Raw genomic sequence first — 25,953 nt, 5'->3', positions numbered from 1 at the left:
GCCGTGCCACGCCCGTCGCGCCGCACGGCGGCGATCACTTCTTATGTGGTGGCACCAGGGTCGCCATCATGTGGTCGACGTAGCCTTCGAAGCCCTCGATGGGCTGGCGGGCCTGGAACTTGGGCAGCTCCAGCTGCAGCACGCCGACGTACATCGCGTAGGTCATGCGCGCGCGGTTGAGCGCGTCCTTCTGGCTGAGGCCGGCCTGGCGGAACGAGGTGAACAGGAAGCCGATGCGGCGCTCCAGCACGTGCCCCAGCACCACATCCACCGCCTGGTTGCCGGCCGCCTTGAGCAGCTCGGAATAGATGATGTGGGTCTTGTTGTGGTGGGCAATGAGGCGGAACAGCGTGCGAAGACGCTCGGTGGCATCGCCGATCGCCTCCAGCGCGCCGTAGGCAGCCTGTTCGTCGCGCTCCCAGCGCTCCAGCGCGGCCTGCAGCAGCGCATCGCGGGAAGGGAAATGCCAGTAGAAGCTGCCCTTGGTGACGCCCAGCCGGCGCGCCAGCGGTTCCACCGCCACCGATGCCACGCCCTGCTCGGCGATCTGGTCAAGCGCCTCGCGGGCCCAGTCGTCGGCGCTCAGGCGCCCGCTGCGTGGTGCGGTTGCGGTCATCGCGAAGTTCATTCCATACGGTATCGACGGGAAGCAGTATGCTGAGTTTTCACTCGGTTTTGCGCGTTGACAGTCTCGCCGCAACAGCCATACTAGGCCGTATGGTAGGCACGCCGCGCCATGCGCGCAATGCCCGCCGCCCAAGACCGCCGTGCCATCGGGAGCCCCACCATGAGCTTCGCCCTGCCTTTCCTCGTCATTTTCGCCGCCGGCGCGTTTGCCGCCTACCACCGGTTGCGGCTTGCAGTCTGGGCCGCACTGGCCATCACCCTGCTGGTGGCCGCCTGGCTGCTGGGTGCCAGCCCTGTCGCCTCGGCCATTGCCGCGGCACTGGTGGCTCTGGTCGCGGTGCCGCTGCTGGTGCCGGCCCTCCGCAAACCGCTGCTGACCGCGCCGGCGCTGGGCTTCCTGCGCAAGGCGCTGCCGCCGCTGTCGCAGACCGAAAAGATCGCGCTGGAAACCGGCTCGGTCGGCTTCGAGGGCGACCTGTTTTCCGGCAAGCCCGACTGGAACAAGCTGCTGGCCTACCCGAAGCCGCAGCTGAGCGCGGAAGAACAGGCCTTCCTCGACGGCCCGGTGGAAGAGCTGTGCAAGCGCATCAACGACTGGGAAATCACCCACGTCCACGCCGACCTGCCGCCGGAGCTGTGGGATTTCATCAAGCAAAACAAGTTCTTCGGGATGATCATTCCGAAGCAGTACGGCGGCCTGGGTTTCTCCGCGCTGGCCCACCACAAGGTGATCCAGAAGATCGCTTCGATCTCCAGCGTGGTCAGCGCTACCGTCGGCGTGCCCAACTCGCTGGGCCCCGGCGAGCTGATCAACCACTACGGCACCCAGCAACAGAAGGACTACTACCTGCCGCGGCTGGCGATCGGCCAGGAAGTGCCCTGCTTCGGCCTGACCGGCCCGTTCGCCGGCTCGGACGCGACCTCCATCCCCGACTTCGGCATCGTCTGCAAGGGCGAATGGAACGGCGCCAACGTGCTGGGCCTGCGCCTGACCTTCGACAAGCGCTACATCACCCTGGCCCCGGTCTCCACCCTGATCGGCCTGGCCTTCCGCATGTATGACCCGGAAGGCCTGATCGGTGACACCCGCGACATCGGCATCACCCTGGCGCTGCTGCCGCGCGACACCGAGGGTGTCGACGTCGGCCGCCGCCACTTCCCGCTGAACTCGCCGTTCCAGAACGGCCCGGTGCGCGGCAAGGAAGTGTTCATCCCGCTCAGCCAGCTGATCGGCGGCGTGGACATGGCCGGCAAGGGCTGGAACATGCTCAACGAGTGCCTGGCCGTGGGCCGTTCGATCACCCTGCCCTCCACCGCCAGCGGCGGCGCCAAGGCCGGCGCGGTGGTGACCGGCGCCTACGCCCGCATCCGCAAGCAGTTCGGCCTGCCGGTGGGCCGCTTCGAGGGCGTGGAGGAAGCGCTGGCGCGGATCGGCGGCAAGGCCTATGCGATCAGCGCGCTGTCGCAGGCCACCGCGGCCGCGGTGGATCGCGGCGACGTGCCGTCGGTGCCGTCGGCGATCGCCAAGTACCACTGCACCAACGCCGGTCGCGACATCGCCAAGGACATCATGGATGTCATCGGCGGCAAGGGAATCATTTTGGGCCCGCGCAACTTCGCCGGGCGTTCGTGGCAGGCCGCGCCGATCGCGATCACCGTGGAAGGCGCCAACATCATGACCCGCAGCCTGCTGATCTTCGGCCAGGGCTCGATCCTCTGCCATCCGTACATCCTCAAGGAAATGCGCGCGGCGCAGGATCCGGACGCCAAGGCGGGGCTGGAGGCGCTGGACGGCGCGCTGTACGCGCACGTCGGCGGCGCGATCTCGAATGCGGTGCGTTCGTTCTGGCTGGGCCTGACCGGCTCGCGCCTGCAGGCGACCGCGGGCGATGCGTACACGAAGAAGTTCTTCCGCAAGCTCAACCGCTACGCCGCCAACCTGGCCCTGCTGACCGACGTGTCGCTGGGCGCGCTGGGCGGCCGGCTGAAGTTCAAGGAGTCGCTGTCCGGCCGTCTTGGCGACGTGCTCAGCCACCTGTACATGATGGGCGCGGTGCTCAAGCGTCATCATGACGAGGGCTGCCCGGAAGCCGACAAGCCGCTGCTGGCCTGGGCCTTCCACAACAGCGCCTACGAGATCGAGCTGGCGCTGTCGCAGGCGCTGCGCAACTTCCCGATCAAGCCGCTGGGCTGGCTGCTGTGGCCGGTGGTGTTCCCGCTGGGCCGCCGCGCCGTTGCCCCGGGCGACCGCCTGAGCCATCGCGTCGCGATGCTGCTGATGGCGCCGAACGAGGCCCGCGAGCGGCTGGCCAGCGGCGTGTTCCTGACCCCGGGCGAGCACAACCCGGGCGGGCGCATCAACAGCTACCTGGCCAAGGCGATCCTGGCCGAGCCGGTGGAGCGCAAGTTCCTGAAGGCGCTGAAGACCAGGGACATCGAGGCGCTGGACTTCGCCTCGCAGCTGGACGAGGGCGTGCGCGAGGGCTGGATCACCGCGGAGGAACGCAAGCAGCTGGAAGAGCTGCATGCGATCACCCTGGACACGATCACGGTGGACGACTTCGACGCCCACGAACTGCGCGCGGCGAGCTATTACGACAATCGCGCCGACGACGGCAGGCGCGCGGTTGCCTGATTTCCGCCGCAGTCCCGGCCGCGTGCCGGGATTGCGGCATCTCGCTTCCATGTCCGTCCTCTCGACCTATCGCTCACTCGCCCGCTGGCCCGCGGGCCGCTGGCTGTTCTCGCGGCTGGTGTGCTGGAAAGCGCCTTATTTCTCCAGCATCGCGCCCCGGATCGAAGTGCTGGAACCGGGCCGCTGCATCGCCACCCTCAGGCACCGGCGCGCGGTGACCAACCATATCGGTACCGTGCACGCCATCGCCTTGTGCAACCTCGCCGAATTCACCGGCGGGCTGGCCTGCGACGCCAGCATCCCGGGGTCGATGCGCTGGATTCCCAAGGGCATGACCGTGGCCTACCTGAAGAAGGCGGTGGGTACGATGCGCGCCACCGCCACGCCGGCGTTCCCGCCGCGCGAAGCCGCCGAGGGCTACGAACTGCCGTTCGAGGTCGTGGTGGAGAATCCGGCGGGCGAAGCGGTGTTCAAGGCGACCATCGCGATGTGGATCTCGCCGAAGGGTTGAGCCGGGAGCCCGCTCAGCCGCCGTCTGGTGCGCGTGCGTCGGGCAGCTTCTTCGCCTCGGCCGAGACCCGCCACGCACTGAAAGTGAATCCGCACGCCACCAGCAGGCCGACGCCGAACACCGCGGTGGAGCCGAATCCCGCCAGCAGCTTGTGCGTCCACACGAAGGTCAGGTCGCCGCCGCGATAGATCACCGTATCGATCGCCGCGCCGGCCTTGTAGCGCCACTCGCGCGCCACCCGGGTGTAGATGGTTTCGCGCGCCGGCTTGCCCAGCGCGAACTCGCCGCTGCGGGTCATCACCTGCACCACCGCCACCAGCAGCGGCAGCGGCGATGCCGCCAGTGCGGCGTAGCCGAGCACGATGGCGAAACCCGGGATCAGCAGCGCCGGAGCGATGCCGAAGCGCGACAGCAGCGCGCGGGTGACGAACAACTGCACCAGCAGGGTCACCCCGTTGACCGCCAGGTCGATGCTGGCGTAGTAGGCGGTCGCCGCCTTCGGGTCGGGATAGAACTGGCGCACGATCGCCGCCTGCTCGTTGTACAGCAGAGTCCCCACCCCCACCCCCAGCACGCACAGCAGCGCCAGCCAGCGCAGCAGCGGCTCGCTGGCCACCAGTTTCAGGCCGGCCCATACCGCCCCGCCCATCGGCACCTCGCCACTGGCCAGCCGGCGGCTGGCCTCGCGCTGCACCGCGTAATGGCGCAGCCGCAGCAGGCAGACTACGCACAGCATCAGGAACGCCGCCGACACCAGCATCAGGTTGGCGATGCCCACCCGCTCCACCAGCACACGGGTCAACGTCGGGCCGAGAATCGCGCCCACGGTGCCGGCGGCGCCGATGTAGCCGTAGCTGCGGCGCGCTTCGGCATCGCTGAAGACATCGGCCATGAAGCTCCAGAACACCGCCACCGCGAACAGGTTGAACACGGTGATCCACAGGAAGAACGCCATCCCGCGCCCGGGCATGCCGCTGTCGAAGGCGACGTAGAACAGCAGCAGGGTGGCGATGAAGAAGCCGTACACCGTAGGCAGGAACACCCGCCGCGGCCAGCTGCTGACCAGCCAGCCGTACACCGGCTGCAGCGCCAGCATGATCAGGAACGTGCAGGTGAACAGCACCTGCAGCTGCAGGTCCTTCAGCGCCACCCCGCGCTCGGCGAAGAACGCGATCATCGAGGGCGGGAACAGTGCGGCCACGTCGCTGGACGCGCCCATCGCCTCGCGCACCGGGCGCAGCACGTAATAGCCGGTGAGCAGGCAGAAGAAGTACAGGAACGACCACAGCAGCGGCGGCGAATCGCCCAGCGCGGCTTTGAAGCGACCGAAACTGCCGGCGACGGCGGGGCGTTGGGACATGGCTGCCGGGAGACGGGCGAACGGTGCGCAACGGTAACCGCTGCAGGCCCATCCGCGCCACCCCGCCAAAGAGCATTTGCTCTAGCGACGGCGCATACGTTCGACTGGTCATCGCAGGGGGCGCACGTGTACGACTACATCATCATCGGCGCCGGCTCGGCCGGCTGCGTGCTGGCCAACCGCCTGAGCGAAGACCCCACGGTCACGGTGTTGCTGCTGGAAGCCGGCGGCCGTGACTGGCACCCGTTCGTGCACATGCCCGCCGGCCTTGCGCGCATCGCCGCGCTGAAATCGATCAACTGGGACTACGCCACCGTGCCGCAGTCGCATCTGGGCGGACGCGTGCTGTGGTGCCCGCGCGGCAAGCTGCTGGGTGGTTCCAGTTCGATCAACGCGATGTGCTACATCCGCGGCGTCGCCGCCGACTACGACGCGTGGGCCGCCGCCGGCGCCAGCGGCTGGGAATGGGACAACGTGCTGCCCTACTTCCGCAGGTCCGAAGGCAATGCCCGCGGCGGCAACGAATTCCATGGCGATGACGGCCCGCTGAGCGTGTCCGACCTGCGCCACGTCAACCCGCTTAGCCGTGTCTTCATCGAAGCCGGCCAGCAGGCCGGGCTGGGTTTCAACGACGACTTCAACGGCGCGCAGCAGGAAGGCGTCGGTCTGTACCAGGTCACCCAGCGCGACGGCGCACGCTGTTCGGCGGCGGTGGCCTACCTCGACCCGGCGAAGGCGCGCCCGAACCTGACCATCCGCACCCACGCCGAGGTCAACCGGATCACCTTCGAACGCGGCCGCGCCACCGGCGTGGTCTGTTCGATCAAGGGCCAGGGCTTCCATTTCGAGGCCGCGCGCGAAGTGATCCTCAGCGGCGGCGCGATCAATTCACCGCAGCTGCTGATGCTGTCCGGCATCGGCCCGGCCGATGAACTGCGCCGGCTGGGCATCGAGGTGCTGCACGATGCACCGGGCGTCGGCGCCAACCTGCAGGACCACCTCGACGTCACCACCCTGCAGCACTGCACCAAGCCGATCAGCTACGACCGCGTCAGCGAAGTGAAGACCGCGCTGCGGTACTACCTCGGCGGCCATCAAGGCCCCGGCACCAGCAACGTGGCCGAAGGCGCGGGCTTCGTGCGCTCGCCACTGGCGCAGGATGGGCGCGCCGACATCCAGCTGCACTTCATCCCGGCGATGATCGACGACCACGGCCGCAACCGCCTGCGCGGCGACGGCTACACCCTGCACGCCTGCTTCCTGCGCCCGCGCAGTCGCGGCAGCGTGCGGCTGGCCAGCAACCGCGCGGCCGACAAGCCGCTGATCGATCCCAACTACCTTGGCGATGCGGAAGGTTTCGACCGCCGCATGCTGGTGGAATGCGCGCGGCTGTCGCTGGAGATCTTCGCGCAGAAAGCGTTCGATCCCTATCGCGGCGCGCCGATCTTCCCCTCCACCCCCCCGCGCACCGATGCCGAGTTCCTGGACTTCGTGCGCAGCCGCGCCGAAACCGTCTACCACCCCATCGGCACCTGCCGCATGGGCAGCGACGCCGCCGCGGTGGTCGACCCGCAGCTGCGCGTGCACGGCGTGGACGGCCTGCGCGTGGTCGACGCCTCGGTGATGCCCGATCTGCCGGGCGGCAACACCAACGCCCCGACGATCATGATTGCGGAGCGGGCCGCCGACCTGATCAAGGACGCCTGAGCGTCACCCGCTTCAGTCCGCCATCCATGGCGACGCAGCTCGGCTTCGACGACCGCCTGCCCGGCCATCCGTGGCCGGGCGTTCGCGACCGCAGCCGATGCCGATAGGCCATCGGCCAATCGCGGTCACTCACCCAGCATCGGCGGCAGCGGGCAATGCAGCACGCCGCAGATCGTGCGCAGCAGTTCGGCTTCGGCCACGCTGATGCGGCCGTCGCTGCTGATCGCATCGGTGACCGCCTCCACCATCGCCTGCTTGGCCAGCGGATCCAGCGCGTCCAGCGGCTCCCACACGGCGTCCAGCGCCAGCACGCCTGCCGCGGGTGGCGCGTAGGCCAGATGGTCGCGCGGCAGCACGCGCTGCAGCCCGGTCAGGTAGGCCAGTCTGGCCCTGGCCGGATCGGCATGGCCGGCCTGCGCCACCACCGCCAGCAGGGTAGCGAATTCATTGCGCACGGTGCCGGGCTTGCGCCGGCCGAAGCGGGCGTAGCGGCCCGGGTCCAGCGATTCGCGCACCTGCACATTCAGCAGCCGCGCCAGGCAGTACTCGAACAGCGACACTTCGCCGTCGGCATCGATCACCGCCTGCACGGCGTCGAGGAATTGCTCCAGCTGCGGACGCGGCCGCAGCCTCAGCACCGGGAAGGCCAGCGCCGCCAGCGGCAGGCGCAGCGCCGGGTGCAGGTCGGCGGTGAGCTGCTGGTGGATGCGCAGGGCGTGGTCGGCAGCCACCTCGCCCAGCCGCGCGGCGATCACCTTGCGCTGCGCGTCCAGCACATCGTCGGCTTCCGCCAGCAGCAGCGCCAACAGCAGCGGCATCACCGCCTCGCGATCGCGGGCCAGATCGCGCAGCGCTTCGGGAACGGCATCGACGATGGCATCGGCGCGGCGGTAGTCGTCGGACGCCGGCGTGGCCACCTGCGCGGCTACCCGCGGCGGCGATACCCGCATCTGCTCGCGCGCATCCGGCAGCGGCTTTGCGCCAGCTTCGGCCAGGCCCGACGCAAGGTCTTCCTGCAAGCCGTCCGGCGGCACTGCCCGCCATTCGGCGCGCAGCCGCTCCAGCTGTTCGTCGCGAAACCCCGGCTCCAGCGCGCGGATGCGTTCCAGCAGCGGCGGATGGGTGGCGAACAGGCTGGAAAAACCCACCCCGTCGCCGAACAGCATGTGGCTGACCTCCTCGGCGTCGCCGCGGTGGCTCAGCCGCGAACCCTCGCCCACGCCGGCGATCTTCTTCAGTGCCCCGGCCAGGCCCGCGGTCTGGCGGGTGAACTGGACCGCGCTGGCATCGGCCAGCCGCTCGCGCGAACGGCTGACGCCGGCCTTGATCAGCCGGCCGAAGAACAGGCCCACGTAGCCGATCACCATCGCCACCAGCGCGGCCACCAGCAGGGCGCCGGCGTTCTTGTTGCGGCTGCTGCCGAAGCGGCCGTATTCCAGCACCTTGCGGCCGATCAGGCCGATCATCAGGATCCCGAACAGCACCCCGATCAGGCGCACGTTGAGCCGCATGTCGCCATTGAGGATGTGGCTGAACTCGTGCGCGATCACGCCCTGCAGCTCGTCGCGGTTGAGCCGCTCCAGGGTGCCGCGGGTCACCGCCACCACCGCGTCGGACGGGCTGAAGCCGGCGGCGAAGGCGTTGATGCCGGCCTCCTCCTCCAGCACGTAGAGCTTGGGCACCGGCACGCCTGAGGCGATCGCGATTTCCTCCACCACGTTGCGCAGCCGCCGCAGCGACAGGTCGGTGGTGTCCGCCGGCACCAGCGTGCCGCCCATCTGCTGCGCCACCGCCTCGCCGCCGCCGCCCAGGCTGGCGATGCGGTAGAGCGATCCGAACAGGATCGTCAGCAGGGTGATCCCGCTGGTGAACGCCAGCATCCGCCACGACGGCGCCACCAGCCACGCCGCGAAATCGACGGCGGCGACAATGCCGATGACCGCCAGCACGAACAGGAAAACCAGCCGCGCGGAGGCGCGGCGCGCGGCGGCCTGGTGTTCGAAGAAATTCATGGCGGGAGGGCGTCCATCATCCGGCCCGGAACTGCGTTCTCCCCGCGCGGCGGGGAGAACAGGCGGATGCGATCAGAACTGCACCTTCGGCGCTTCCCGTACCTGCGCCTGCTTGTCGGCCGGGATCTCCAGCAGGGTGGCCGGCTGGAAGCCGAACATGCCGGCGAACACGCTGTTGGGGAACACCTCGCGCCTGTTGTTGTAGGCCATCACCATGTCGTTGAAGGCCTGCCGCGCGAACGCGACCTTGTTCTCGGTGCTGGTCAGCTCCTCGGTGAGCTGCATCATGTTCTGGTTGGCCTTGAGGTCCGGATAGGCCTCGGCCACCGCCAGCAGGCGGCCCAACCCGGCATTGAGCTGGCCCTGCGCGGCGGCCAGCTGCGCCATCGCGGCGGGATCGCCGGGGCTGGCCTTGGCCGCGGCCAGACCGGACTGCGCGGCCGAGCGTGCGGCGATCACCGCCTCCAGCGTCTCGCGCTCGTGCGCCATGTATTTCTTCGCCACTTCGACCAGATTGGGGATCAGGTCGAAGCGCCGCTGCAGCTGCACGTCGATCTGCGCGAAGGCGTTCTTGAACGCGTTGCGCGCGGTCACCAGGCCGTTGTAGATGCCGACCGCCCAGAGCAGGACTGCAACCACGACCGCCGCGACAATCGCCAGGAAAATCAAAAAGCTACCCATTGAAGCTCCCCTCATTCATGCATTCGTGGAAACAGGCGCTAGAATCGACCCGTCGTCGCAGCATACGCAGGGGGCCAAGCCTATGAAAGAGCGCACCCGGGGATACATCTGGAAGACCGGCCTGATCGCGGCACTGCTGCCGCTGGCAGCGGGTTCCGCCACCCAGGACAGCGTGCCGTCGAGCGGCACCGTCGCCCGTACCGCCAGCATGGCAGCAAACCTGCCGCCGGCGCTGCCACTACCGCCAGCAAACAGCAACCTGGACATCATGCGCTTCGAGGCGATTGCCGAAGCGCTGGTCGCCAACGGCCGCATCCCGGGCCTGGCGATGGCGATCGTCAAGGACGGCCGCATCCTCAGCGCGCGCGGCTACGGCATCACCGATACCCGCGCGCCGCAGCCGGTGGACGCCCACACGGTGTTCCGGCTGGCGTCGCTGTCGAAGTCGTTCGCCGGCACCATGACCGGGATCCTGGTCAACGACGGCATGCTGCGCTGGGACAGCCACCTCACCGACTACGTGCCGTCGTTCCGCATGTCGATGCCGGACGCCGCCCAGCAGATCACCGTGGCCGACATCCTCAGCCACCGCATGGGGCTGACCCACAACGCCTTCGACCGCGACCTGGAAGGCAATGCGAACTACCACGACCTGACCCTGCGGATGGCCAACGCGCCGATGACCTGCGCGCCCGGCGATTGCTATGCCTACCAGAACGTGGCGTTCAGCCTGATCGGCGACATCGTGTTCGCCACCACCGGCCAGTTCTACAGCGAGGCGGTGGCACGCCGCATCTTCAAGCCGCTGGGCATGAACGATGCCAGCTACGGTCTGGAAGGCATCGAAGCCAGCGCACGCTGGGCACGCCCGCACGTGCGCGGCCGCGGCGGCTGGGTGTCACTGACGCCCAAGCCCACCTACTACCGCGTCGCCCCGGCGGCCGGCGTCAACGCCAGCATCAGCGACATGGCGCAATGGCTGCTGGCGCATACCGGCCACCGCCCCGAAGTGCTGCCGGCACCGCTGCTGGCAACCCTGCACGCACCGCTGGTGACAACGCCCAGCGAGATCCGCGGCGCCTCCTGGCGGCGCAGCCGGCTGACCACCGCCGGTTACGCGCTGGGCTGGCGCGCCTACAACTATTCGGGCCACCAGGTGGTCTTCCACGGCGGTGCCGTGCAGGGCTATCGCGGCGCGATGGCGCTGCTGCCGGAGCAGGACCTGGGCGTGGTGATCCTGTGGAACAGCGAAAGCGGCCTGCCCGGCGGGCTGCTGCCGACCATTCTGGACAACGCGCTGGGCATGAGCGGCGGCCAATGGCTGGACGATGAGACCATCGACGGCTCCGAAGGCGTGCTCTACGCCGAACGCAACGCCACCCCATCCGGCACCAGCGCCTCCGCGTCGAAAGCATCCCCGCCCTGATCCGCGCCTGACCGCGCAAAAAAAGAAACCCCTCCCGCCTGGGCAACGGGAAGGGTCTTCAGGATCGTGCCAGCGCCGGCACGGGCAGCGCCCGCACCGGTCGCTTCTTTCTTAGAGCATCGGCACCGGAGCAGCCGGCACCTGGGGAGCAGCAGGCTTGGCCTTCTTGGCAGCAGGCTTCTTCGCAGCCGGCTTCTTGGCAGCAGCCTTCTTCGCTGCCGGCTTCTTGGCAACCGGCTTCTTGGCGGCAGCTTTCTTCGCTGCCGGCTTCTTGGCGACGGCCTTCTTGGCAACAGCCTTCTTCGCTGCCGGCTTCTTGGCGACAGCCTTCTTGGCAACCTTCTTCGCTGCCGGCTTCTTGGCGACAGTCTTCTTCGCGGCCTTCTTCGCTGCCGGCTTCTTGGCAACAGCCTTCTTCGCGACCTTCTTCGCCGCCGGCTTCTTGGCAACGGCCTTCTTCACCGCCTTCTTGGCGGCCGGCTTCTTGGCGACAGCCTTCTTCGCAACCTTCTTGGCCGCCGGCTTCTTGGCGACAGCCTTCTTGGCAACCTTCTTCGCCGCCGGTTTCTTGGCAACGGCCTTCTTCGCAGCTTTCTTAACAGCCATGGGATGGCTCCTCGTCATTGGGTAGATCGGTAAAGCCCAGTTACGAAAGACACCGCAGGTATCGGACCTGCGATCGACCGCCGACGCGCCAGGCGCACCGGACCGGATGCTGCTTCGATGCCGGCGCCGGGCGCCCCATCGAAAATCGACTTTTCCCTGCCACTAAAAAACCTGCGGCGCGACACGCGGCAGGCTTCGGAGTGGACACCACCGGAACCGGCAAACCGGCATTCGCGTGAGGGACGGGAAACCTGCATCCACATTCCGCAGCTGCGGGTGGAGTCGGTTGTCGTGCCGTCGGCTCTTGCGATCTGCTTGCTCACTTGCTTCCGCAGGAAATGTCTGCTGGGCGAAACCTAATCACGCTTTTTTCTAGTGTCAACAATCTTTCGCGAAGTTTTTCTTCGCTGCGTCCGCGAAGGCTGCGCACCACGCACCGCGCGCGCCGCGCGAACGCAGCGCATGCGCACGCGCGCCGCATCGATACACATCGCACGAATTCCGCACACGCAAGCATTGGTGCGGTCTGCAGCGAGTCGATCGCGTCTGCGCGCGACGCGACGACCGTCATCGCAACGACTGCAAACGGCAAGCACGCAACCTGCGAAGGCATCGCGCACGTGGCTGCAAATCGATGCCGGTTTTCGCGCCGCACAAGTGCGTTTGCGCGAAAACTGCGCGAACTTTTCGCGACCTTTCGCCTTGCTTCACGGCCGCCTCGACGTGCAATGCGAAGGCGCGCTGGCCGCACGGCATGAAGGCCACGGCCTGGCACAACACACATCCCGCCACCGGCAACCGGCGAGAAAAAACCCGCGACGTTTCCGTCGCGGGTTTCGGCATGCGCATGGAAACGCGATCAGTGTTCTTCGCTTTCCAGCAGCTCGGCATATTCGTCGGGGCCGAACAGGCCGTTGAGCTGGTCGGCATCGGCCAGTTCGACCACGAACAGCCAGCCGTCGCCGTAGGCGTCTTCATTGATGGTTTCGGGCTTGTCGGCCAGCGCCTCGTTCACTTCAAGGACTTTGCCGCCGACCGGCGCGTAGACGTCGGATGCTGCCTTCACCGACTCCACCACCGCGCAGGCATTGCCGGCCACGACGGTGTCGCCGACGTTCGGCAGCTCCACGTAGACCAAGTCGCCGAGCAGGCCCTGGGCATGGTCGGAAATGCCGATGACGGCCCTGCCGTTGCCTTCGACGCGGACCCATTCGTGGGATTTGAGGAACTTGAGATCGCCGGGGATGTCGCTCATCGGGTGGCTCCTGTTGCGCAGTGCGTGGGGGTTGGGGAAGTCTAGCGAAGCGGAAGCGGAAAGGTCAGATGCCGGGTTGCACGGTGTTGTCGCGGACGAACGGGAACTTCACCACCCGCACCGGCACTTCCTTGCCGCGGATGTCCACGCGCACCTCGCCCGGCTCGCCGGCGGGAACGCGGGCGAAGGCGATCGCCTTGCCGATGGTCGGCGAGAAAGTGCCGGACAGGATCTCGCCTTCGCCGTTCGCGGTCAGCACTTTCTGACCGTGGCGCAGCACGCCCTTTTCGTCCATCACCAGGCCGATCATCCGGCGCGCGGTGCCGGCGGCCTGCTGGGCCTCCAGCGCGGCGCGGCCGATGAAGTCCCGGCCTTCGTCCAGCGAGACGGTCCAGGCCAGCGCGGCTTCGAACGGACTGACCTCTTCGTCCATGTCCTGGCCGTACAGGTTCATGCCGGCTTCCAGCCGCAGGGTGTCGCGCGCGCCAAGGCCGGCAGGCTTCACTCCCGCCGCCAGCAGCGCATTCCAGAACGCGACGGTCCGCGCTTCCGGCACGATCACCTCGAACCCGTCCTCGCCGGTGTAGCCGGTGCGGGCGATGAACACCTCGACGCCATCGACGGTCTGCGCGGCGCGCGCGGAAAAACGCGCCAGCTTGGACACCGACGCGCGATCGTCTTCGCGCAACAGGCCGATCACCTTGTCACGGGCGGTCGGGCCCTGCACGGCGACCATGCCGAACTCGGGGCGCTCCCTGACTGCGACGCCGAACGCCTTGGCCTGCTCGCCGATCCACGCCAGATCCTTGTCGCGGGTGGAGGCATTGACGACCAGCCGGAACCATTCCTCGGACATGAAATAGACGATCAGGTCGTCGATCACGCCGCCGCGTTCGTTGAGCATCGCGGTATACAGCGCCTTGCCCGGCTTCTGCAGCTTGTCGATCGAATTGGCGACGAGGTGGCGCAGGAACTCGCGGGTGCGCGCGCCTTCCAGATCGACCACGGTCATGTGGCTGACGTCGAACATGCCGGCGTCGCGGCGCACCAGATGGTGTTCGTCGAGCTGGGAGCCGTAGTGGATCGGCATGTCCCAACCGCCGAAATCGACCATCTTGGCGCCGAGCGCGCGATGGGTGTCGTTGAGGATGGTCTTGCTGGTCATGGGGGAAACCTGCTGCGTGGGGGAGGCCATTATCCCAGACGGGTGCGCCCTACGCGCCGGTATGCGGCGCCGGCTCCACCTGCAGGGTCATGGCATCGCCACCGGTGATGCGGACATGGGTGCCGGCCGGCAGTTCGGGGCCGGTGACCTCCCAGTAGGCGTCGGCAATCTGCACCCGGCCGCGGCCATCGACGATGGCGCGCTCCAGCGGCACCACCCGCCCGACCAGCGCCGCCGTGCGCCGGTTCAGCGCCGGCTGGTCGCTGGGGCGCTCGCTGCTGCGGAACCAGCGCCGGTACACCTGGATGGACACGAAGCTGAGCGCCACGAACGCCGCCGCCTGCACCAGCAGCGGGATGTCCGGCACCAGCAGCACGCCCAGCAGCACCGCCGCGGCGGCGAAGCCCAGCCACAGCATGAAAGCGCCGGGCGCCATCGCCTCGGCCGCGAACAGCAGCAGCGCGAACGCCGCCCAGGCGAACACGTCCCAACGCATGATCAGTTTCCTTTCGCCGCGGCCGACGCCTGCTTGCCCATCGCCTCGCGCGCCAGCTCGGCAATGCCGCCGAGCGAGCCGATGATCCCCGACGACTCCATCGGCATCATCACGAACTTCTGGTTCGGCGCCTGCGCCAGCTCCTTGAACGCCTCGATGTACTTCTGCGCCACGAAGTAGTTGATCGCCTGCACGTTGCCGGAGGCGATCGCGTCGGACACCATCTGGGTGGCCTTGGCTTCCGCTTCGGCCAGACGCTCGCGCGCCTCGGCCTGGCGGAACGCGGCTTCCTTCTGGCCTTCCGCGGACAGGATCGCCGACTGCTTCTCGCCCTCGGCCTTGAGGATCTCGGCCTGGCGGAAGCCCTCGGCCTCCAGGATATTGGCGCGCTTCTCGCGCTCGGCCTTCATCTGCCGGGCCATCGAATCGACCAGATCACGCGGCGGCTGGATGTCCTTCAGTTCGATGCGGTTGACCTTCAGCCCCCACGGATGGGTGGCCTGGTCGACCGCGTGCAGCACCTTGGTATTGATCTCGTCGCGCTTGGACAGCGACTCGTCGAGGTCCATCGAACCGATCGCGGTGCGGATGTTGGTCATCACCAGGTTGAGGATGGCGATCTCCAGCGTCGCCACTTCATAGGCCGCCTTGGCCGCGTCGAGTACCTGGAAATAGACCACGCCGTCCACCTTCACCACGGCGTTGTCCTTGGTGATGACGTCCTGGCTGGGCACGTCCATCACCTGCTCCATCATGTTGATCTTGCGGCCCACGCCGTAGACCACCGGCATCAGGAAGTGCAGGCCCGGCTCCATCGTGTGGGTGTAGCGACCGAACCGTTCCACCGTCCACTGGTAGCCCTGCGGCACCATGCGCACCGTCTTCGACAGCAGGATGATGCCGGCAAGCAGCAGGATCAAAGCAAGTGCAGGTGCCATCGGATGTCCTCCCTGGATGATGCGTCCAGTATAGGTATCCGCGCCCCCGGATGGGCGCCGCGGCAATGCTGCTGCAGTGCGCCCCACACGGGGCATTTGAGCCGCCAGCGCGCGCGGCCTATCCTGCCCGCCTACGGGGGAGAGGCGTGAACATCATCGGACTGGGACTGCGGGAGTTCTGGCAACGGCTGCGCGCGCCGCCCGACGCGCTGATGCTGGAGCTCGGCGCCGGCGGCGAGCTGCTGGTGGCGAAGCTGCGCGCCGGGCTGTCGCTGGCGCTGCTGCTCCTGCCGCTGGTCAACATCGTGACCGGCGAATACATGCCCACCGAAGGCATCGCCGGGATGTTCGGAGTCATCCTGGCGGTGGCCGCCTCGCAGGTGCTGCTGTTGCTGGCGCGCCACCAGCGGCGCTTCCGCTGGCTGCCATGGCTGACCACCAGCTACGACGTCACGCTGACCACCTTCGTGCTGGCGTTGCTGGCGCTGTCGTCGCTGGCGGCCAGCCTCAACAGCATGGTGGTGTGGGCGTTCTACCTGGTCGCGGTATGCATGACCGCGCTGCGCAACGATGGCCGCCTGACGCTCTATACCGGCGCGCTGGCGATGCTGCAGTACGCGGCGCTGGCGGCGGCGGTGTTCGCGCTGGCGCAAACGCCGGAACAGCTGGCATCGGCCGATTACGGCACCGCCCGCCTGTCGAACGTGCTGCAGCGCGTGCTGCTGATCGCCATCGTCACCGCGATCACCGCCGCAGTGGTCTATCGCATGCAGCGGCTGGTGGAGTTGTCCGGCACCGACGGCCTGACCGGCCTGCCCAACCGCACCCTGCTGGTGCATCACTTCCCCGCCTTGCTGGAAGGTGCGCGCGAACACGGCGGCTCGCTCGCGCTGGGCCTGATCAACCTCGACTACTTTCGCCGCATCAACGACGAGGCCGGCCACGCCACCGGCGACCGCGCGCTGCGCCATGCCGTCGACGTCTTGCGCGAGGGGCTGGAAGCAGGCGACCTGCTGGTGCGGCTGGGCGGCGAGGAGTTCGTGCTGCTGATGCCGCTGCCCACCGGCCGCGCATGGGAACGGCTGGAGGCGCTGCGCCGCGATCTGGCCACCCGTCCGTTCGTGGCCGATGCCGATGCCGACCCGCTGCGGATCACCTTCAGTGCCGGCCTTGCCTGCTGGCCGCAGGACGGCGCCGACCTGTCGCAAATGATGCGGCGCGCCGACCTGCGGCTGTCGCGGGCCAAGCTGGAAGGCCGCAACCGGGTGGTGGTGCGCTGAGCGCCGCGCCGCTTGCCGGCACTGCCCGCCATGACTAACCTGCGCGCTGCAGGCGCATCCCAGCCGCCTGGCCCGGGAGCCTGTGTGAGCCTGAAGCTGCGCCTGACCATCATGAACTTCCTCCAGTTCTTCATCTGGGGGGCGTGGCTGATCACCATCGGCGCGTACTGGTTCCAGCACAAACAGTGGTCGGGAACCAGCTTCGGCGCGATCTTCTCGACCATGGGCATCTCGGCGCTGTTCATGCCGGCGCTGATGGGCGTGGTGGCCGACCGCTGGATCAGCGCGCAGAAACTCTACGGTGCGCTGCACCTGGCCGGCGCGGTAATGCTGGCCTGCGTGCCACAGGTCGACGACCCGCACACCATGTTCTGGGTGATGCTGGCGACGATGATCTGCTACATGCCGACCATCTCGCTGGCGATCGCGGTGGCCTACAACGCGCTCAAGCGCGAGGGCCTGGACGTGGTGCGCGACTATCCGCCGATCCGCGTCTGGGGCACGGTGGGCTTCATCGCCGCCCTGTGGACCACCAGCCTGCTGAAGCTGGAGACCTCGCCCGGCCAGTTCTACATCGCTTCCGCCGCCGCGCTGGTGCTGGGCCTGTACGCCTTCACCCTGCCGCCCTGCCCGCCCACGCTGGGCCGCGACAGCAGCAGCCGCTCGCTGGTGGACGTGCTGGGGCTGTCCTCGTTCCGGCTGTTCCGCGACCGCAACATGGCGGTGTTCTTCGTGTTCGCGATGCTGTTGGGCGCGGCGCTGCAGCTCACCAACGCCTATGGCGACACCTTCCTGCACGACTTCGCCAACGTCGATGCCTACAAGGACACGCTGGCGGTGCGCTACCCCGCCATCATCATGTCGATTTCGCAGATCAGCGAAACCCTGTTCATCCTCACCATCCCGTTCTTCCTCAAGCGTTTCGGCATCAAGACGGTGATGACGATCAGCATGCTGGCGTGGTTCCTGCGCTTCGGCCTGTTCGCCTATGGCGACCCGGGCCCCGGCCTGTGGATGATCGTGCTGAGCTGCATCGTCTACGGCATGGCCTTCGACTTCTTCAACATCTCCGGCTCGCTGTTCGTCGAACAGCAGGCCGACCCGAAGATCCGCGCCAGCGCGCAGGGTCTGTACATGCTGATGACCAACGGAATCGGCGCGGTGCTGGGCAGTCTGGTTGCGGGCTTCGTGATCGACCGTTTCTTCACCAGCGCCGACGGCATCAAGGACTGGCAGGGCATCTGGACCGCGTTCGCACTGTATGCACTGGCGATGGCCGTCACCTTCGTGCCGCTGTTCAAGCACCGCCACGACCCGCACAAGGTGGTGCCGGCGCACGGCCCGGCCGACGTGGGCAATCCCTGAGCATGGGGCGGGTCCTCGTCGTCGGTTCGTTCAATGTCGACCACGTCTGGCGGGTGGCCGCGCTGCCGGCGCCTGGCGCCACCCTGTCCGGCAGCTACGCCACCGGCCCCGGCGGCAAGGGTTTCAATCAGGCCATCGCCGCCCGCCGCGCCGGCGTGGAAACGCGCTTCGTTTGCGCGCTGGGCGAAGACCTCGGCGCGCAGCTGGCGCGCACGCTTTGCAGCAATGACGGCATCGACCTGCGCGCGGCGGTGGTGGCCGATCCCACCGGCACCGCCGGCATCTACGTCGATGCACAGGGCCGCAACTGCATCGTGATCGGCGCCGGCGCGAATGCCGCGCTGGCGCCCGGCCACGTTGCCGACGCACTCGCCGATGTGACCGCTGCGGATGTGCTGCTGGCGCAGCTGGAGTCGCCGCTGGGCGCGATCGCGCAGGCGTTGGATGCCGGCCGTGCCGCCCGCGCCACTGCGATGCTCAACCCGGCGCCAGCCAACGTCGCCATCGACGAAACCATGCTGGTGCGGGCCGACATCCTGACCCCGAACGAAACCGAATTCGCCGCGCTGGTCGGCCGTCACGTGGGCGAGCGGATCGAAGCCGATGCGGTGGCCAGCCTCGACCAGCCGCGCCTGCACGCGCTGTGCCGCGAACTGCTGCCGCACGGCAGCGTCATCGTCACCCTCGGTGCCAGCGGCTGCTTCGTCTCGCATGCCGAAGCGGTGCCGCGCGGCGACACCGCTATTTGCTATCGCGTCCCCGCCGAGCCCGCGCAGGCGATCGACACCACCGGTGCCGGCGATGCCTTCAACGGCGCGCTGGCCGCCGCGCTGGCGCAGCGACCGGATTCCGCTTTCATCGAACACGTCCGCTTCGCCAGCCGCTACGCCGCGCGCTCGACCGAACAGGAAGGCGCAGCGCTGGCGATGCCGCGCCTGACAGTCTGATCGTCGGATGAGCTTCGAGAATGGTGGGCCGTGATGGATTCGAACCATCGACCAGCGGATTAAAAGTCCGATGCTCTACCGACTGAGCTAACGGCCCACGAAAGGATCGCCCGGCATTGCACCGGGGCGCGCATTCTAACCGATGCCGGCGCCGGCGTAGCGGGTGGGATCGACGAGGCCCGCTTCGGCGAAGCCCTGCGCACGCAGGCGGCAGGCGTCGCAGTGGCCGCAGGCGCGGCCATCGGCATCGGCCTGGTAGCAGCTCACCGTCTGCGCGAAATCCACGCCCAGGCGCAGGCCCTCGCGGGCGATGTCGGCCTTGCTCATCCGCATCAGCGGCGCATGCACGCGGAAGCGGCTGCCTTCGACGCCGGCCTTGGTGGCCAGGTTGGCCAGCGCCTCGAAGCCGGCGATGAACTCCGGTCGGCAGTCCGGATAGCCGGAATAGTCCACCGCATTGACACCGCAGAACAGGTCGGTGCTGCCCAGCACCTCGGCCCAGCCCAGCGCCACCGACAGCATGATGGTGTTGCGCGCCGGCACGTAGGTGGACGGGATGCCCTGCCCGATCACGTGGCCGTCGGCATCGGTGGGCACCTGGATGTCCTCGTCGGTCAGCGCCGAGCCGCCGATGCTGCGCAGGTCCACGTTGACGGTCTTGTGGACGACCGCCCCGAGCGATCGCGCCACGCGCGCGGAGGCGTCCAGCTCGGAGGTATGGCGCTGGCCGTAGCGCACGCTCAGGGCGTGCGGGGCGAACCCGGCCTCCTTGGCAAGGGCGAGGACGACGGCGGAATCCATGCCGCCGGAGACCAGCACGACTGCGGGTTTGCTCATGTCTATCTCCCCGGCTCGTCGTTCCACAGCAGCTTGTGCAGCTGCATCTGGAAGCGTACCGGCAACCGGTCGGCCACGATCCAGTCGGCCAGTTCGCGCGCGCCGACCTGCGCGGCGCTGGGTGAGAACAGCACGTCGCAGCGCTGTTGCAGCGGGTGGTCGGCCAGCACGCCCTTGGCCCAGTCGTAGTCCTCGCGCGAGCAGATCACGAACTTGACCTGGTCGTTCGCGGTCAGCAGCGGCAGGTTGCTCCACAAGTTGCGCGCCACCTCGCCCGAGCCCGGTGTCTTGATGTCCAGCACGCGCGAGACGCGCGGATCGACGCCGGAGATGTCGAGCGCACCCGATGTTTCCAGCGAGACCACGTATCCCGCGTCGCAAAGTCTTTCCAACAGCTGCAGGCAGCGCTTCTGCGCCAGCGGCTCGCCGCCGGTGACGCAGACATGGCGCGCGCCGAGGCGGGCCACTTCGGCAAGGATGGCGTCGATCTCCCACCATTGCCCGCCGTGGAAGGCGTAGGCGGTATCGCAGTACTGGCAACGCAGGGGGCAGCCGGTCAGGCGCACGAACACGGTGGGCCAGCCGGCATCGCGGGCTTCGCCCTGCAGCGACAGGAAGATTTCGGTGAGCTTGAGGCGCTCGGTCTGGCCTGCCGCCGATGCGGCGGCCGCATCGGCAACGGCGTTCATGCGGACATTTTAGCGGTTGCCGGCCAGCTGCATCGAGCGCAGGCGGTCGTCGGCGATGCGGGCAGCGTCGCTGCCCGGATAACGCTGGGCCACCTGCCGCAGCGTGGCCATCGCGGCCTCGTTCTGGCGCAGCCCGGATTGGGCCAGGCCCAGTTTGAGCAGCGCGCCCGGCGCCTTGTCGTTGGCCGGATAGCGGTCCAGCAGCGCGCGGAACTGGTCGGCGGCCAGCGCGTAGTTCTGGGTGACGTAATAACTCTCGCCCAGCCAGTAGATCGCGTTCGGGGCCAGTTGGCCGGCCGGATGGGCGGCGAGGAAGTCGCGCAGGCGGCGCGCCGACTCGACGTAGTCGCCGTTCTTGAGCGCTTCGAAGGCATGGGCGTAGGCGCCCTGCTCGTCCTGCGCCACCGCAACCGGCGGCGCAGGCAGTGCCACTGGCGGCTTGGCGACCGCCACCGGCTCGCCGGGCTGTGACGCCGAGGCCGGCGCCGGGGCGCCGCCCTCCAGCCGGTCCAGCCGACCGCTCAGGTCCAGGTACTGCACGCGCTGGCTCTGCCTGGCCTGTTCAAGCTGCTGCTGCAGTTCTTCGAGCTGGCCGCGCAGCGCCTGCACTTCCGCCTGCAGCGCGGACACCTGGTTGACCAGCGCGACGCCGTTCTGGTCGCCGGCGCCGCGGGCTTCAAGCGCCGCGACGCGGTCGGCCAGGCTGGCACGCTGGGCCATGGCCAGCGGCGATGCCAAGAGCATCGCCACCAGCGGCAACAGGATCGCCGGACGCATCACTTCTCGCTGTAGACCAGTTCGACGCGACGGTTCTTCGACCAGCAGTCTTCGCCGGAGTCGTTGCAGACCGGGCGCTCTTCGCCGTAGCTGATCACGGTGAGCTGGCTGGCGCCGCCACCGTTGGCCTGCAGCGCGGACGACACCGCGTTGCCGCGACGCTCGCCCAGGCCCATGTTGTACTCGCGGCTGCCGCGCTCGTCGGCGCTGCCTTCCAGGCGCAGGCGCGCGCTCGGGCGGTCGCGCAGGTACTTGGCGTGGCAGCCCATCGCGGCCTGGAACTCCGGCTTCAGCGCGTCCTGGTCGAGATCGAAGTACACCACCCGCTGGCGCAGGCAGGCGTCACTGTCGAGGTCGGCGGGAGTGTAGGCGCCGGGGGCGGTGCTGGTGACCGGGGCGGTGGTGGCGCCGGTATCGACCGGGGTGTCCGCCGGCGGGGTTTCCTTGACCTTCTTCGAGCAGCCCACCGCCACGGCGGAAGCGAGCACGGCCAGGGTCAGCAGGCGGCCCATGTGCGAAAGCGAAACAGTCATCGGAGTGTCCTCGTCTTGGGTACGGTGAAGCTGAAGATGAACAGGCAGTCTAGCCCTTTCCGGCGTGACAGTGCCGTGAGTCAGCGCTTGCGGTACGGCGACCACGCGGGCTCGCGCACGTCGCCCCCACCCAGGCTCAGGCGCTGGCGCACGCGACCGTCGGCGGACACCGCGTAGAGCACGCCGCGGCTGCCTTCGCGGGCGGCGTACAGCAGCATCGCCCCGTTCGGCGCGAAGCTCGGCGATTCGTCCAGCGAGCCCGGCGAAAGCATGCTCCAGCGCGCGCTGCCGGTGCTGCGATCCATCAATGCGATGCGGTAGGTGTTGCCGGCACCCTGCGCGGTGGCCAGCTTCTTGCCGTCGAACGACAGCGACGGGCTGGCGTTGTAGCTGCCGTCGAAACTGACGCGGCTGGCGCTGCCGCCGCTGGCCGGCATCTGGTAGACCTGCGGGCGACCGCCGCGGTCGGAGGTGAAGTAGAGGCTGGCGCCGTCATGGCTCCAAGTGGGCTCGGTGTCGATGCCGAAATGGTTGGTGAGCTGGGTCAGATGCTTGCTGCCCAGATCCATCACGTAAATGTCGGGATTGCCGCCCTTGGACAGGGTCATGGCCATGCGCGCGCCGTCCGGCGAGAACGCCGGCGCACCGTTGATGCCGCGGAAGCTGGTGAGTTTGTCGCGGCTGCCGCTGGCGATGTCCTGGACCCAGATGCCGGAATTGCCGCCTTCGAAACTGACGTAGGCCAGCTTGCGCCCGTCCGGGCTCCACGACGGCGACAGCAGCGGTTCGGTGGAATTGACCACGGTGCGCGGGTTGTAGCCGTCGGAATCCGCCACCACCAGCGCGTAGCGGGTGCTGCGGCCCAGTCCGCTGGCGGTGACGTAGGCAATCCGGGTCCAGAACGCGCCCGGCACGCCGAGGATCTTCTCGTACACCGCGTCGCTGATCTGGTGGGCAACATCGCGCATGGCGCCGGCCGGTGCGCTCAACGCGAAACCGAGCAGGCGCTCCTGCTTGGCGATGTCGAACAATTCGTATTCGGTGCGGTAACCGTCGCCACCGGCCACGCAGCGACCAATCAGCAGATAGTCCTGCTTGAGCATGCGCCAGGTGGGATACGCCACCTCGCTGCCCTGGGTGGGGCGCTCCGGCAGGCTGGCCGGGTCGGGGCTGCGGAACTGGCCGGAACGGCCCAGATCGGCGCGCACCACCCCACCCACGTCGGTATCGCCACAGTTGCCGCCAAACGGCACCACCGTGATCGGCAGGGCCGCGGCATTGCCGCCGACGATGTCGATTTCAAGGCTGCGCGATTGCGCCAGCACCGTACAGACGGGCAACAACAGCAGCGGGACGAGCAGGCGGCGGGCGATACGCTTCATGCGGCCTCACGGGCAGGAACAAGGGGAATAGGTTGGACGATGCGGGCGACGGCTGGATGAACGCCAGCGGACTGCGGAAGCTTGCCACCCAGGTGTGCATGCCGCGGTGAGGATCAGCGATCTTCCGCCACGAAGTTCAAGTCGAGGTTGCGGTTGAACACCGTTTCGAAGCCGGCATAGGGCAGCGGCGAGGCCTTGTAGATGGCGCGTTCCACCGACTGCCGGCCCGCCGCGTCGTACGGGCAGGACGAGGAGATCGCGACATCGACCACCTCGCCGCCCTGCAGCTGGCGGATCGAGATGCGGCAGCGCTGACCCAGCGCCACGGTTTCCGGACGGATCCACTGGCGCAGGATCGCCTGCTGCAGCGCGGCGGCGTATTTGGCCTGCAGGCCCGGATCGGTGCCGCGGTTGCCGGGCGGCGGCGGCGCGGTCGAGGTGCCGGGCGTGCGCGCATCCGCCAGCTGCTGCGCGCGCTGTTCGGCCATGCTGCGCTCGCGCGCGGCCTGCTCGCGCAGCCTGCGGATTTCAGCCAGCTGCCGCTGCTTCTCGCGTTCCTGTTCGGCCTGCTTGTTCGCGTCCAGCTCGGCCTGATCGGGCTGCCGGCGCTTCTGCTCCTGCTCGCGCGGCACCTTTGCGACCTGCGGCGAAGGCGCATCGCGCTGCACTTTCTCCTGTTCCACCGGTGCGGGCTCCGGCACCGGCGGCGGCAGTGCTTTCGGCTGCGGCGGTGGCGGCATTTCCTCCGCCACCGGCTCGGGCAGCGGTTCCATCTTGTCGGGCGCCGGCGGCGGCGCGGGCAGCGCCTTCGGTGCGCGCCGCAGCGCACGCTGCATGGAGGCGCTGAGATCGGATACCGCCACCAGGTCGGCTTCGATGGGGTCGCCCTGCGCGGCTTCGGCCACGTTGTGCTGCGACCAGCGCAACCCGGCGAACATCAGCGCGAACAGCAGCACGTGCAGGCCCAGTGCCTGCGCGACGGCGGTCCAGGTGTCGGCGCGCGTCTGCTTCACCCGCGACCCGTCACGGCTTCGGTTCGCCCATCAGCCCGGCGCGCGAGACCTTGGCATCGCGCTGCAGCAGCGACAGGATTTCGTAGACGGACTGGTAGCTGACCTCGCGGTCGCCGGCCACGTACACCGCCAGCTCCGGATCGGCCTCCACGAACGCACGCACCTTCGCCACCAGCTGTTGCGCATCCACGGCCTGCGGCTGGTCCACGCCCTCGTAGGTCAGCGTCAGCGAACCATCCTTGCGCACCTGCACCACCACCGGCTGCTTTTTCTTCTGCTCCAGCGTCTTGGCGTCGGCCTGCGGCAGGTTGACGTCCACGCCCACGTTGAGCAGCGGCGCGGTGACCATGAAGATGATCAGCAGCACCAGCATCACGTCGATATAGGGAACGACGTTGATCTCGGCCTTTAGCCTGCGCTTGCGCGTGCGGCGGGTGGATGTGGCCATGCGCGCCTCAGTCGTCGCCGTGGGTCTGGCGCTGCAGGATCGAGGAGAACTCCTCGCCGAAGGTCTCGTAGCGCACCGCCATGCGCTCGGCGCGGGTGGCGAAGCGGTTGTAGGCCCACACCGCCGGGATCGCGGCGAACAGGCCCATCGCGGTGGCGACCAGCGCCTCGGAGATGCCCGGCGCGACCGTCGCGATCGTCGCCTCCTTCATGCTGGCCAGGCCCTGGAACGAAATCATGATGCCCCAGACGGTGCCGAACAGGCCGACGTAGGGACTGATCGAACCGACGTTGGCAAGGAACTCGAGGTTGCGCTCCAGCCCATCCAGCTCGCGCGAAGTGGCCGCGCGCATGCCGCGCTGCGCACCTTCCAGTTGCATCCGCGCATCGACGCCGCGGCGCTGGCGGATGCGGTTGAACTCGCGCATGCCGGCCTCGAAGATCGCCTCCAGGCCTTCGACGCTGCGGTGGCGTTCGGTCGCCGAGGCGTAGAGCTTGGCCAGCTCGGTGCCTGACCAGAAGCTTTCCTCGAAGCGGTCGGCCTCGCGCTCGGCGCGGTCCAGCACCCGCTTCTTGCGCAAGATAATCACCCACGAAGCCACTGACGCCAGCAGCAGCAACAGCATCACCAGCTGCACCGGCAGGCTGGCGTGCAGGACCAGCTGCAGGATGTCGATGCCCTGGTTGCCCTGGGCGGCGGCGGCCTGCGCGCCGGTCTCGGCCAGTTCCACGGTGCCGGCGGCTGCGGTATCGGGCAGCGCCTGCGGCAGCGACTGCAGCATCATCGATGCGGGCATCAAGGGGTCTCCAACAGCAGTTTGAGTTGCGATGAGAGGAAATCCGGCAGCGGGCACGGGCGAAAGCTCGATGCGCGCAGCGCGGCGATCTTGACCTTGGCTTCGACCAGCAGCGCGCCGTCGCGTTCGATCCTCTGCACCATCACGAAGCTGGCGCCCCGGCATTCCAGCAGGCGCACGCTGACCGACAGCTGATCGTCCAGCCGGGCCGGGGCGCGGAAGTCCACGTCCATCGCGCGCACCACGAAGACGACATCGGCCTCGCGCTTGAGTGAATGCTGATGCAGGCCGATGTCGCGCAGCCATTCGCTGCGCGCGCGCTCCATGAAGGCGAGGTACTGCGCGTGGTAGACCACGCCACCGGCGTCGGTATCTTCCCAGTACACGCGCACCGGCCAGGAAAAGGAAAGAGGGTCAGAGTGGGTTCTGGGCCCGGAATTTCCGGTCATTCCAGACTCCTCGTCGAA

25 protein-coding genes and 1 tRNA gene are annotated in these 25,953 nt (G+C 68.2%); 7 read left to right on the top strand and 19 right to left on the bottom strand.

Translation table 11 applies throughout. The features are described 5' to 3' along the window. Window positions 1-34: 34 nt before the first annotated feature. Entirely contained in the window at window positions 35-616 is a 582-nt protein-coding gene (locus E5S66_RS03915; protein WP_246037119.1) for a TetR/AcrR family transcriptional regulator, read from the bottom strand. 171 nt (window positions 617-787) lie between these two features. On the opposite strand from E5S66_RS03915, the gene E5S66_RS03910 reads away from it, so the two are divergent. Both E5S66_RS03910 and E5S66_RS03905 read left to right on the top strand, forming a co-directional pair. Continuing rightward, entirely contained in the window at window positions 788-3,262 is a 2,475-nt protein-coding gene (locus E5S66_RS03910) for an acyl-CoA dehydrogenase (RefSeq protein ID WP_138347647.1), read from the top strand. Between the two features lie 49 nt (window positions 3,263-3,311). Next, on the top strand, window positions 3,312-3,773 hold the full coding sequence (locus tag E5S66_RS03905) for a hotdog fold domain-containing protein (protein ID WP_138347645.1): 462 nt from the start codon (window positions 3,312-3,314) through the stop codon (window positions 3,771-3,773). A 13-nt stretch (window positions 3,774-3,786) separates the two neighbouring features. On the opposite strand, the gene E5S66_RS03900 is transcribed toward E5S66_RS03905, so the two are convergent. Beyond that, window positions 3,787-5,133: an NTP/NDP exchange transporter gene (locus E5S66_RS03900; RefSeq protein ID WP_138347643.1), complete on the bottom strand. Its 1,347-nt coding sequence runs from the start codon at window positions 5,131-5,133 to the stop codon at window positions 3,787-3,789. A gap of 126 nt (window positions 5,134-5,259) precedes the next feature. Here E5S66_RS03900 and E5S66_RS03895 point away from each other — a divergent pair, with 126 nt between their 5' ends. Beyond that, complete coding sequence (locus tag E5S66_RS03895) at window positions 5,260-6,840, top strand: GMC family oxidoreductase (RefSeq protein ID WP_138347641.1); 1,581 nt, start codon at window positions 5,260-5,262, stop codon at window positions 6,838-6,840. Between the two features lie 125 nt (window positions 6,841-6,965). On the opposite strand, the gene E5S66_RS03890 is transcribed toward E5S66_RS03895, so the two are convergent. Together E5S66_RS03890 and E5S66_RS03885 are read right to left on the bottom strand one after the other, a co-directional pair. Then, window positions 6,966-8,852 (bottom strand): M48 family metallopeptidase, encoded by a 1,887-nt coding sequence (locus E5S66_RS03890; protein ID WP_138347639.1) that lies wholly within the window; start codon window positions 8,850-8,852, stop codon window positions 6,966-6,968. A gap of 72 nt (window positions 8,853-8,924) precedes the next feature. Then, a complete protein-coding gene (locus tag E5S66_RS03885; RefSeq protein ID WP_138347637.1) occupies window positions 8,925-9,533 on the bottom strand; it encodes a LemA family protein in 609 nt (202 codons plus the stop codon). An 82-nt stretch (window positions 9,534-9,615) separates the two neighbouring features. Between E5S66_RS03885 and E5S66_RS03880 the strand changes: the two genes are divergently transcribed. Next, window positions 9,616-10,959: a serine hydrolase domain-containing protein gene (locus E5S66_RS03880; protein ID WP_138347635.1), complete on the top strand. Its 1,344-nt coding sequence runs from the start codon at window positions 9,616-9,618 to the stop codon at window positions 10,957-10,959. 111 nt (window positions 10,960-11,070) lie between these two features. On the opposite strand, the gene E5S66_RS13695 is transcribed toward E5S66_RS03880, so the two are convergent. The 5 genes from E5S66_RS13695 to E5S66_RS03855 form a co-directional block, all read right to left on the bottom strand. Further along, window positions 11,071-11,583, bottom strand: a complete 513-nt coding sequence (locus tag E5S66_RS13695; RefSeq protein WP_425472154.1) for a histone H1-like repetitive region-containing protein — start codon at window positions 11,581-11,583, stop codon at window positions 11,071-11,073. A gap of 841 nt (window positions 11,584-12,424) precedes the next feature. Beyond that, entirely contained in the window at window positions 12,425-12,820 is a 396-nt protein-coding gene (gcvH, locus tag E5S66_RS03870; RefSeq protein ID WP_138347633.1) for a glycine cleavage system protein GcvH, read from the bottom strand. A 64-nt stretch (window positions 12,821-12,884) separates the two neighbouring features. Further along, entirely contained in the window at window positions 12,885-13,985 is a 1,101-nt protein-coding gene (gene gcvT / locus E5S66_RS03865) for a glycine cleavage system aminomethyltransferase GcvT (protein WP_138347631.1), read from the bottom strand. A gap of 49 nt (window positions 13,986-14,034) precedes the next feature. Next, window positions 14,035-14,481 carry an NfeD family protein gene (locus E5S66_RS03860; RefSeq protein ID WP_028838752.1) on the bottom strand — a complete coding sequence of 149 codons (447 nt, stop codon included), beginning with the start codon at window positions 14,479-14,481 and terminating at the stop codon, window positions 14,035-14,037. A gap of 2 nt (window positions 14,482-14,483) precedes the next feature. Further along, a complete protein-coding gene (locus E5S66_RS03855; RefSeq protein ID WP_028838751.1) occupies window positions 14,484-15,419 on the bottom strand; it encodes an SPFH domain-containing protein in 936 nt (311 codons plus the stop codon). A gap of 146 nt (window positions 15,420-15,565) precedes the next feature. On the opposite strand from E5S66_RS03855, the gene E5S66_RS03850 reads away from it, so the two are divergent. The 3 genes from E5S66_RS03850 to E5S66_RS03840 all read left to right on the top strand — a co-directional run bounded on the left by E5S66_RS03850 (window position 15,566) and on the right by E5S66_RS03840 (window position 19,011). Further along, the gene (locus E5S66_RS03850; protein WP_171033462.1) at window positions 15,566-16,699 is read left to right on the top strand and encodes a GGDEF domain-containing protein; all 1,134 of its coding nucleotides are present in this window, start codon (window positions 15,566-15,568) and stop codon (window positions 16,697-16,699) included. Window positions 16,700-16,783: 84 nt separating this feature from the next. Beyond that, entirely contained in the window at window positions 16,784-18,064 is a 1,281-nt protein-coding gene (locus E5S66_RS03845) for a nucleoside permease (RefSeq protein ID WP_138347627.1), read from the top strand. Between the two features lie 2 nt (window positions 18,065-18,066). Then, window positions 18,067-19,011, top strand: coding sequence for a ribokinase (locus E5S66_RS03840; protein WP_138347625.1), 945 nt, complete (start codon window positions 18,067-18,069; stop codon window positions 19,009-19,011). Between the two features lie 21 nt (window positions 19,012-19,032). Here the strand turns inward: E5S66_RS03840 and E5S66_RS03835 are convergent. From E5S66_RS03835 to ybgC, 10 genes are all read right to left on the bottom strand, one after another. Next, a tRNA-Lys gene (locus E5S66_RS03835) sits at window positions 19,033-19,108 on the bottom strand. 38 nt (window positions 19,109-19,146) lie between these two features. Further along, on the bottom strand, window positions 19,147-19,848 hold the full coding sequence (gene queC, locus E5S66_RS03830) for a 7-cyano-7-deazaguanine synthase QueC (RefSeq protein ID WP_138347623.1): 702 nt from the start codon (window positions 19,846-19,848) through the stop codon (window positions 19,147-19,149). Window positions 19,849-19,850: 2 nt separating this feature from the next. Continuing rightward, window positions 19,851-20,537: a 7-carboxy-7-deazaguanine synthase QueE gene (gene queE / locus E5S66_RS03825; RefSeq protein ID WP_138347621.1), complete on the bottom strand. Its 687-nt coding sequence runs from the start codon at window positions 20,535-20,537 to the stop codon at window positions 19,851-19,853. Between the two features lie 9 nt (window positions 20,538-20,546). After that, window positions 20,547-21,314: a tol-pal system protein YbgF gene (gene ybgF / locus E5S66_RS03820; RefSeq protein WP_138347619.1), complete on the bottom strand. Its 768-nt coding sequence runs from the start codon at window positions 21,312-21,314 to the stop codon at window positions 20,547-20,549. After that, complete coding sequence (pal, locus tag E5S66_RS03815; RefSeq protein WP_083960935.1) at window positions 21,314-21,826, bottom strand: peptidoglycan-associated lipoprotein Pal; 513 nt, start codon at window positions 21,824-21,826, stop codon at window positions 21,314-21,316. The genes ybgF and pal overlap by 1 nt, the downstream gene beginning before the upstream one ends. A 101-nt stretch (window positions 21,827-21,927) precedes the next feature. Beyond that, entirely contained in the window at window positions 21,928-23,229 is a 1,302-nt protein-coding gene (gene tolB / locus E5S66_RS03810) for a Tol-Pal system beta propeller repeat protein TolB (protein ID WP_138347617.1), read from the bottom strand. A 113-nt stretch (window positions 23,230-23,342) separates the two neighbouring features. Further along, window positions 23,343-24,242, bottom strand: coding sequence for a cell envelope integrity protein TolA (tolA, locus tag E5S66_RS03805; protein WP_246037118.1), 900 nt, complete (start codon window positions 24,240-24,242; stop codon window positions 23,343-23,345). Between the two features lie 10 nt (window positions 24,243-24,252). Next, window positions 24,253-24,690 (bottom strand): protein TolR, encoded by a 438-nt coding sequence (tolR, locus tag E5S66_RS03800; RefSeq protein WP_138347615.1) that lies wholly within the window; start codon window positions 24,688-24,690, stop codon window positions 24,253-24,255. 7 nt (window positions 24,691-24,697) lie between these two features. After that, window positions 24,698-25,471, bottom strand: a complete 774-nt coding sequence (gene tolQ, locus E5S66_RS03795; protein WP_138347845.1) for a protein TolQ — start codon at window positions 25,469-25,471, stop codon at window positions 24,698-24,700. Window positions 25,472-25,485: 14 nt separating this feature from the next. Next, entirely contained in the window at window positions 25,486-25,935 is a 450-nt protein-coding gene (gene ybgC, locus E5S66_RS03790) for a tol-pal system-associated acyl-CoA thioesterase (protein ID WP_138347613.1), read from the bottom strand. Window positions 25,936-25,953: the final 18 nt, after the last annotated feature.

Origin of the sequence: Thermomonas fusca (genome assembly GCF_005862345.1) — a bacterium.
Classification (GTDB): domain Bacteria; phylum Pseudomonadota; class Gammaproteobacteria; order Xanthomonadales; family Xanthomonadaceae; genus Thermomonas; species Thermomonas fusca.
The sequence above is the reverse complement of the archived record's forward strand: the minus strand, read 5'-3'. Positions and strand labels throughout refer to the sequence as shown.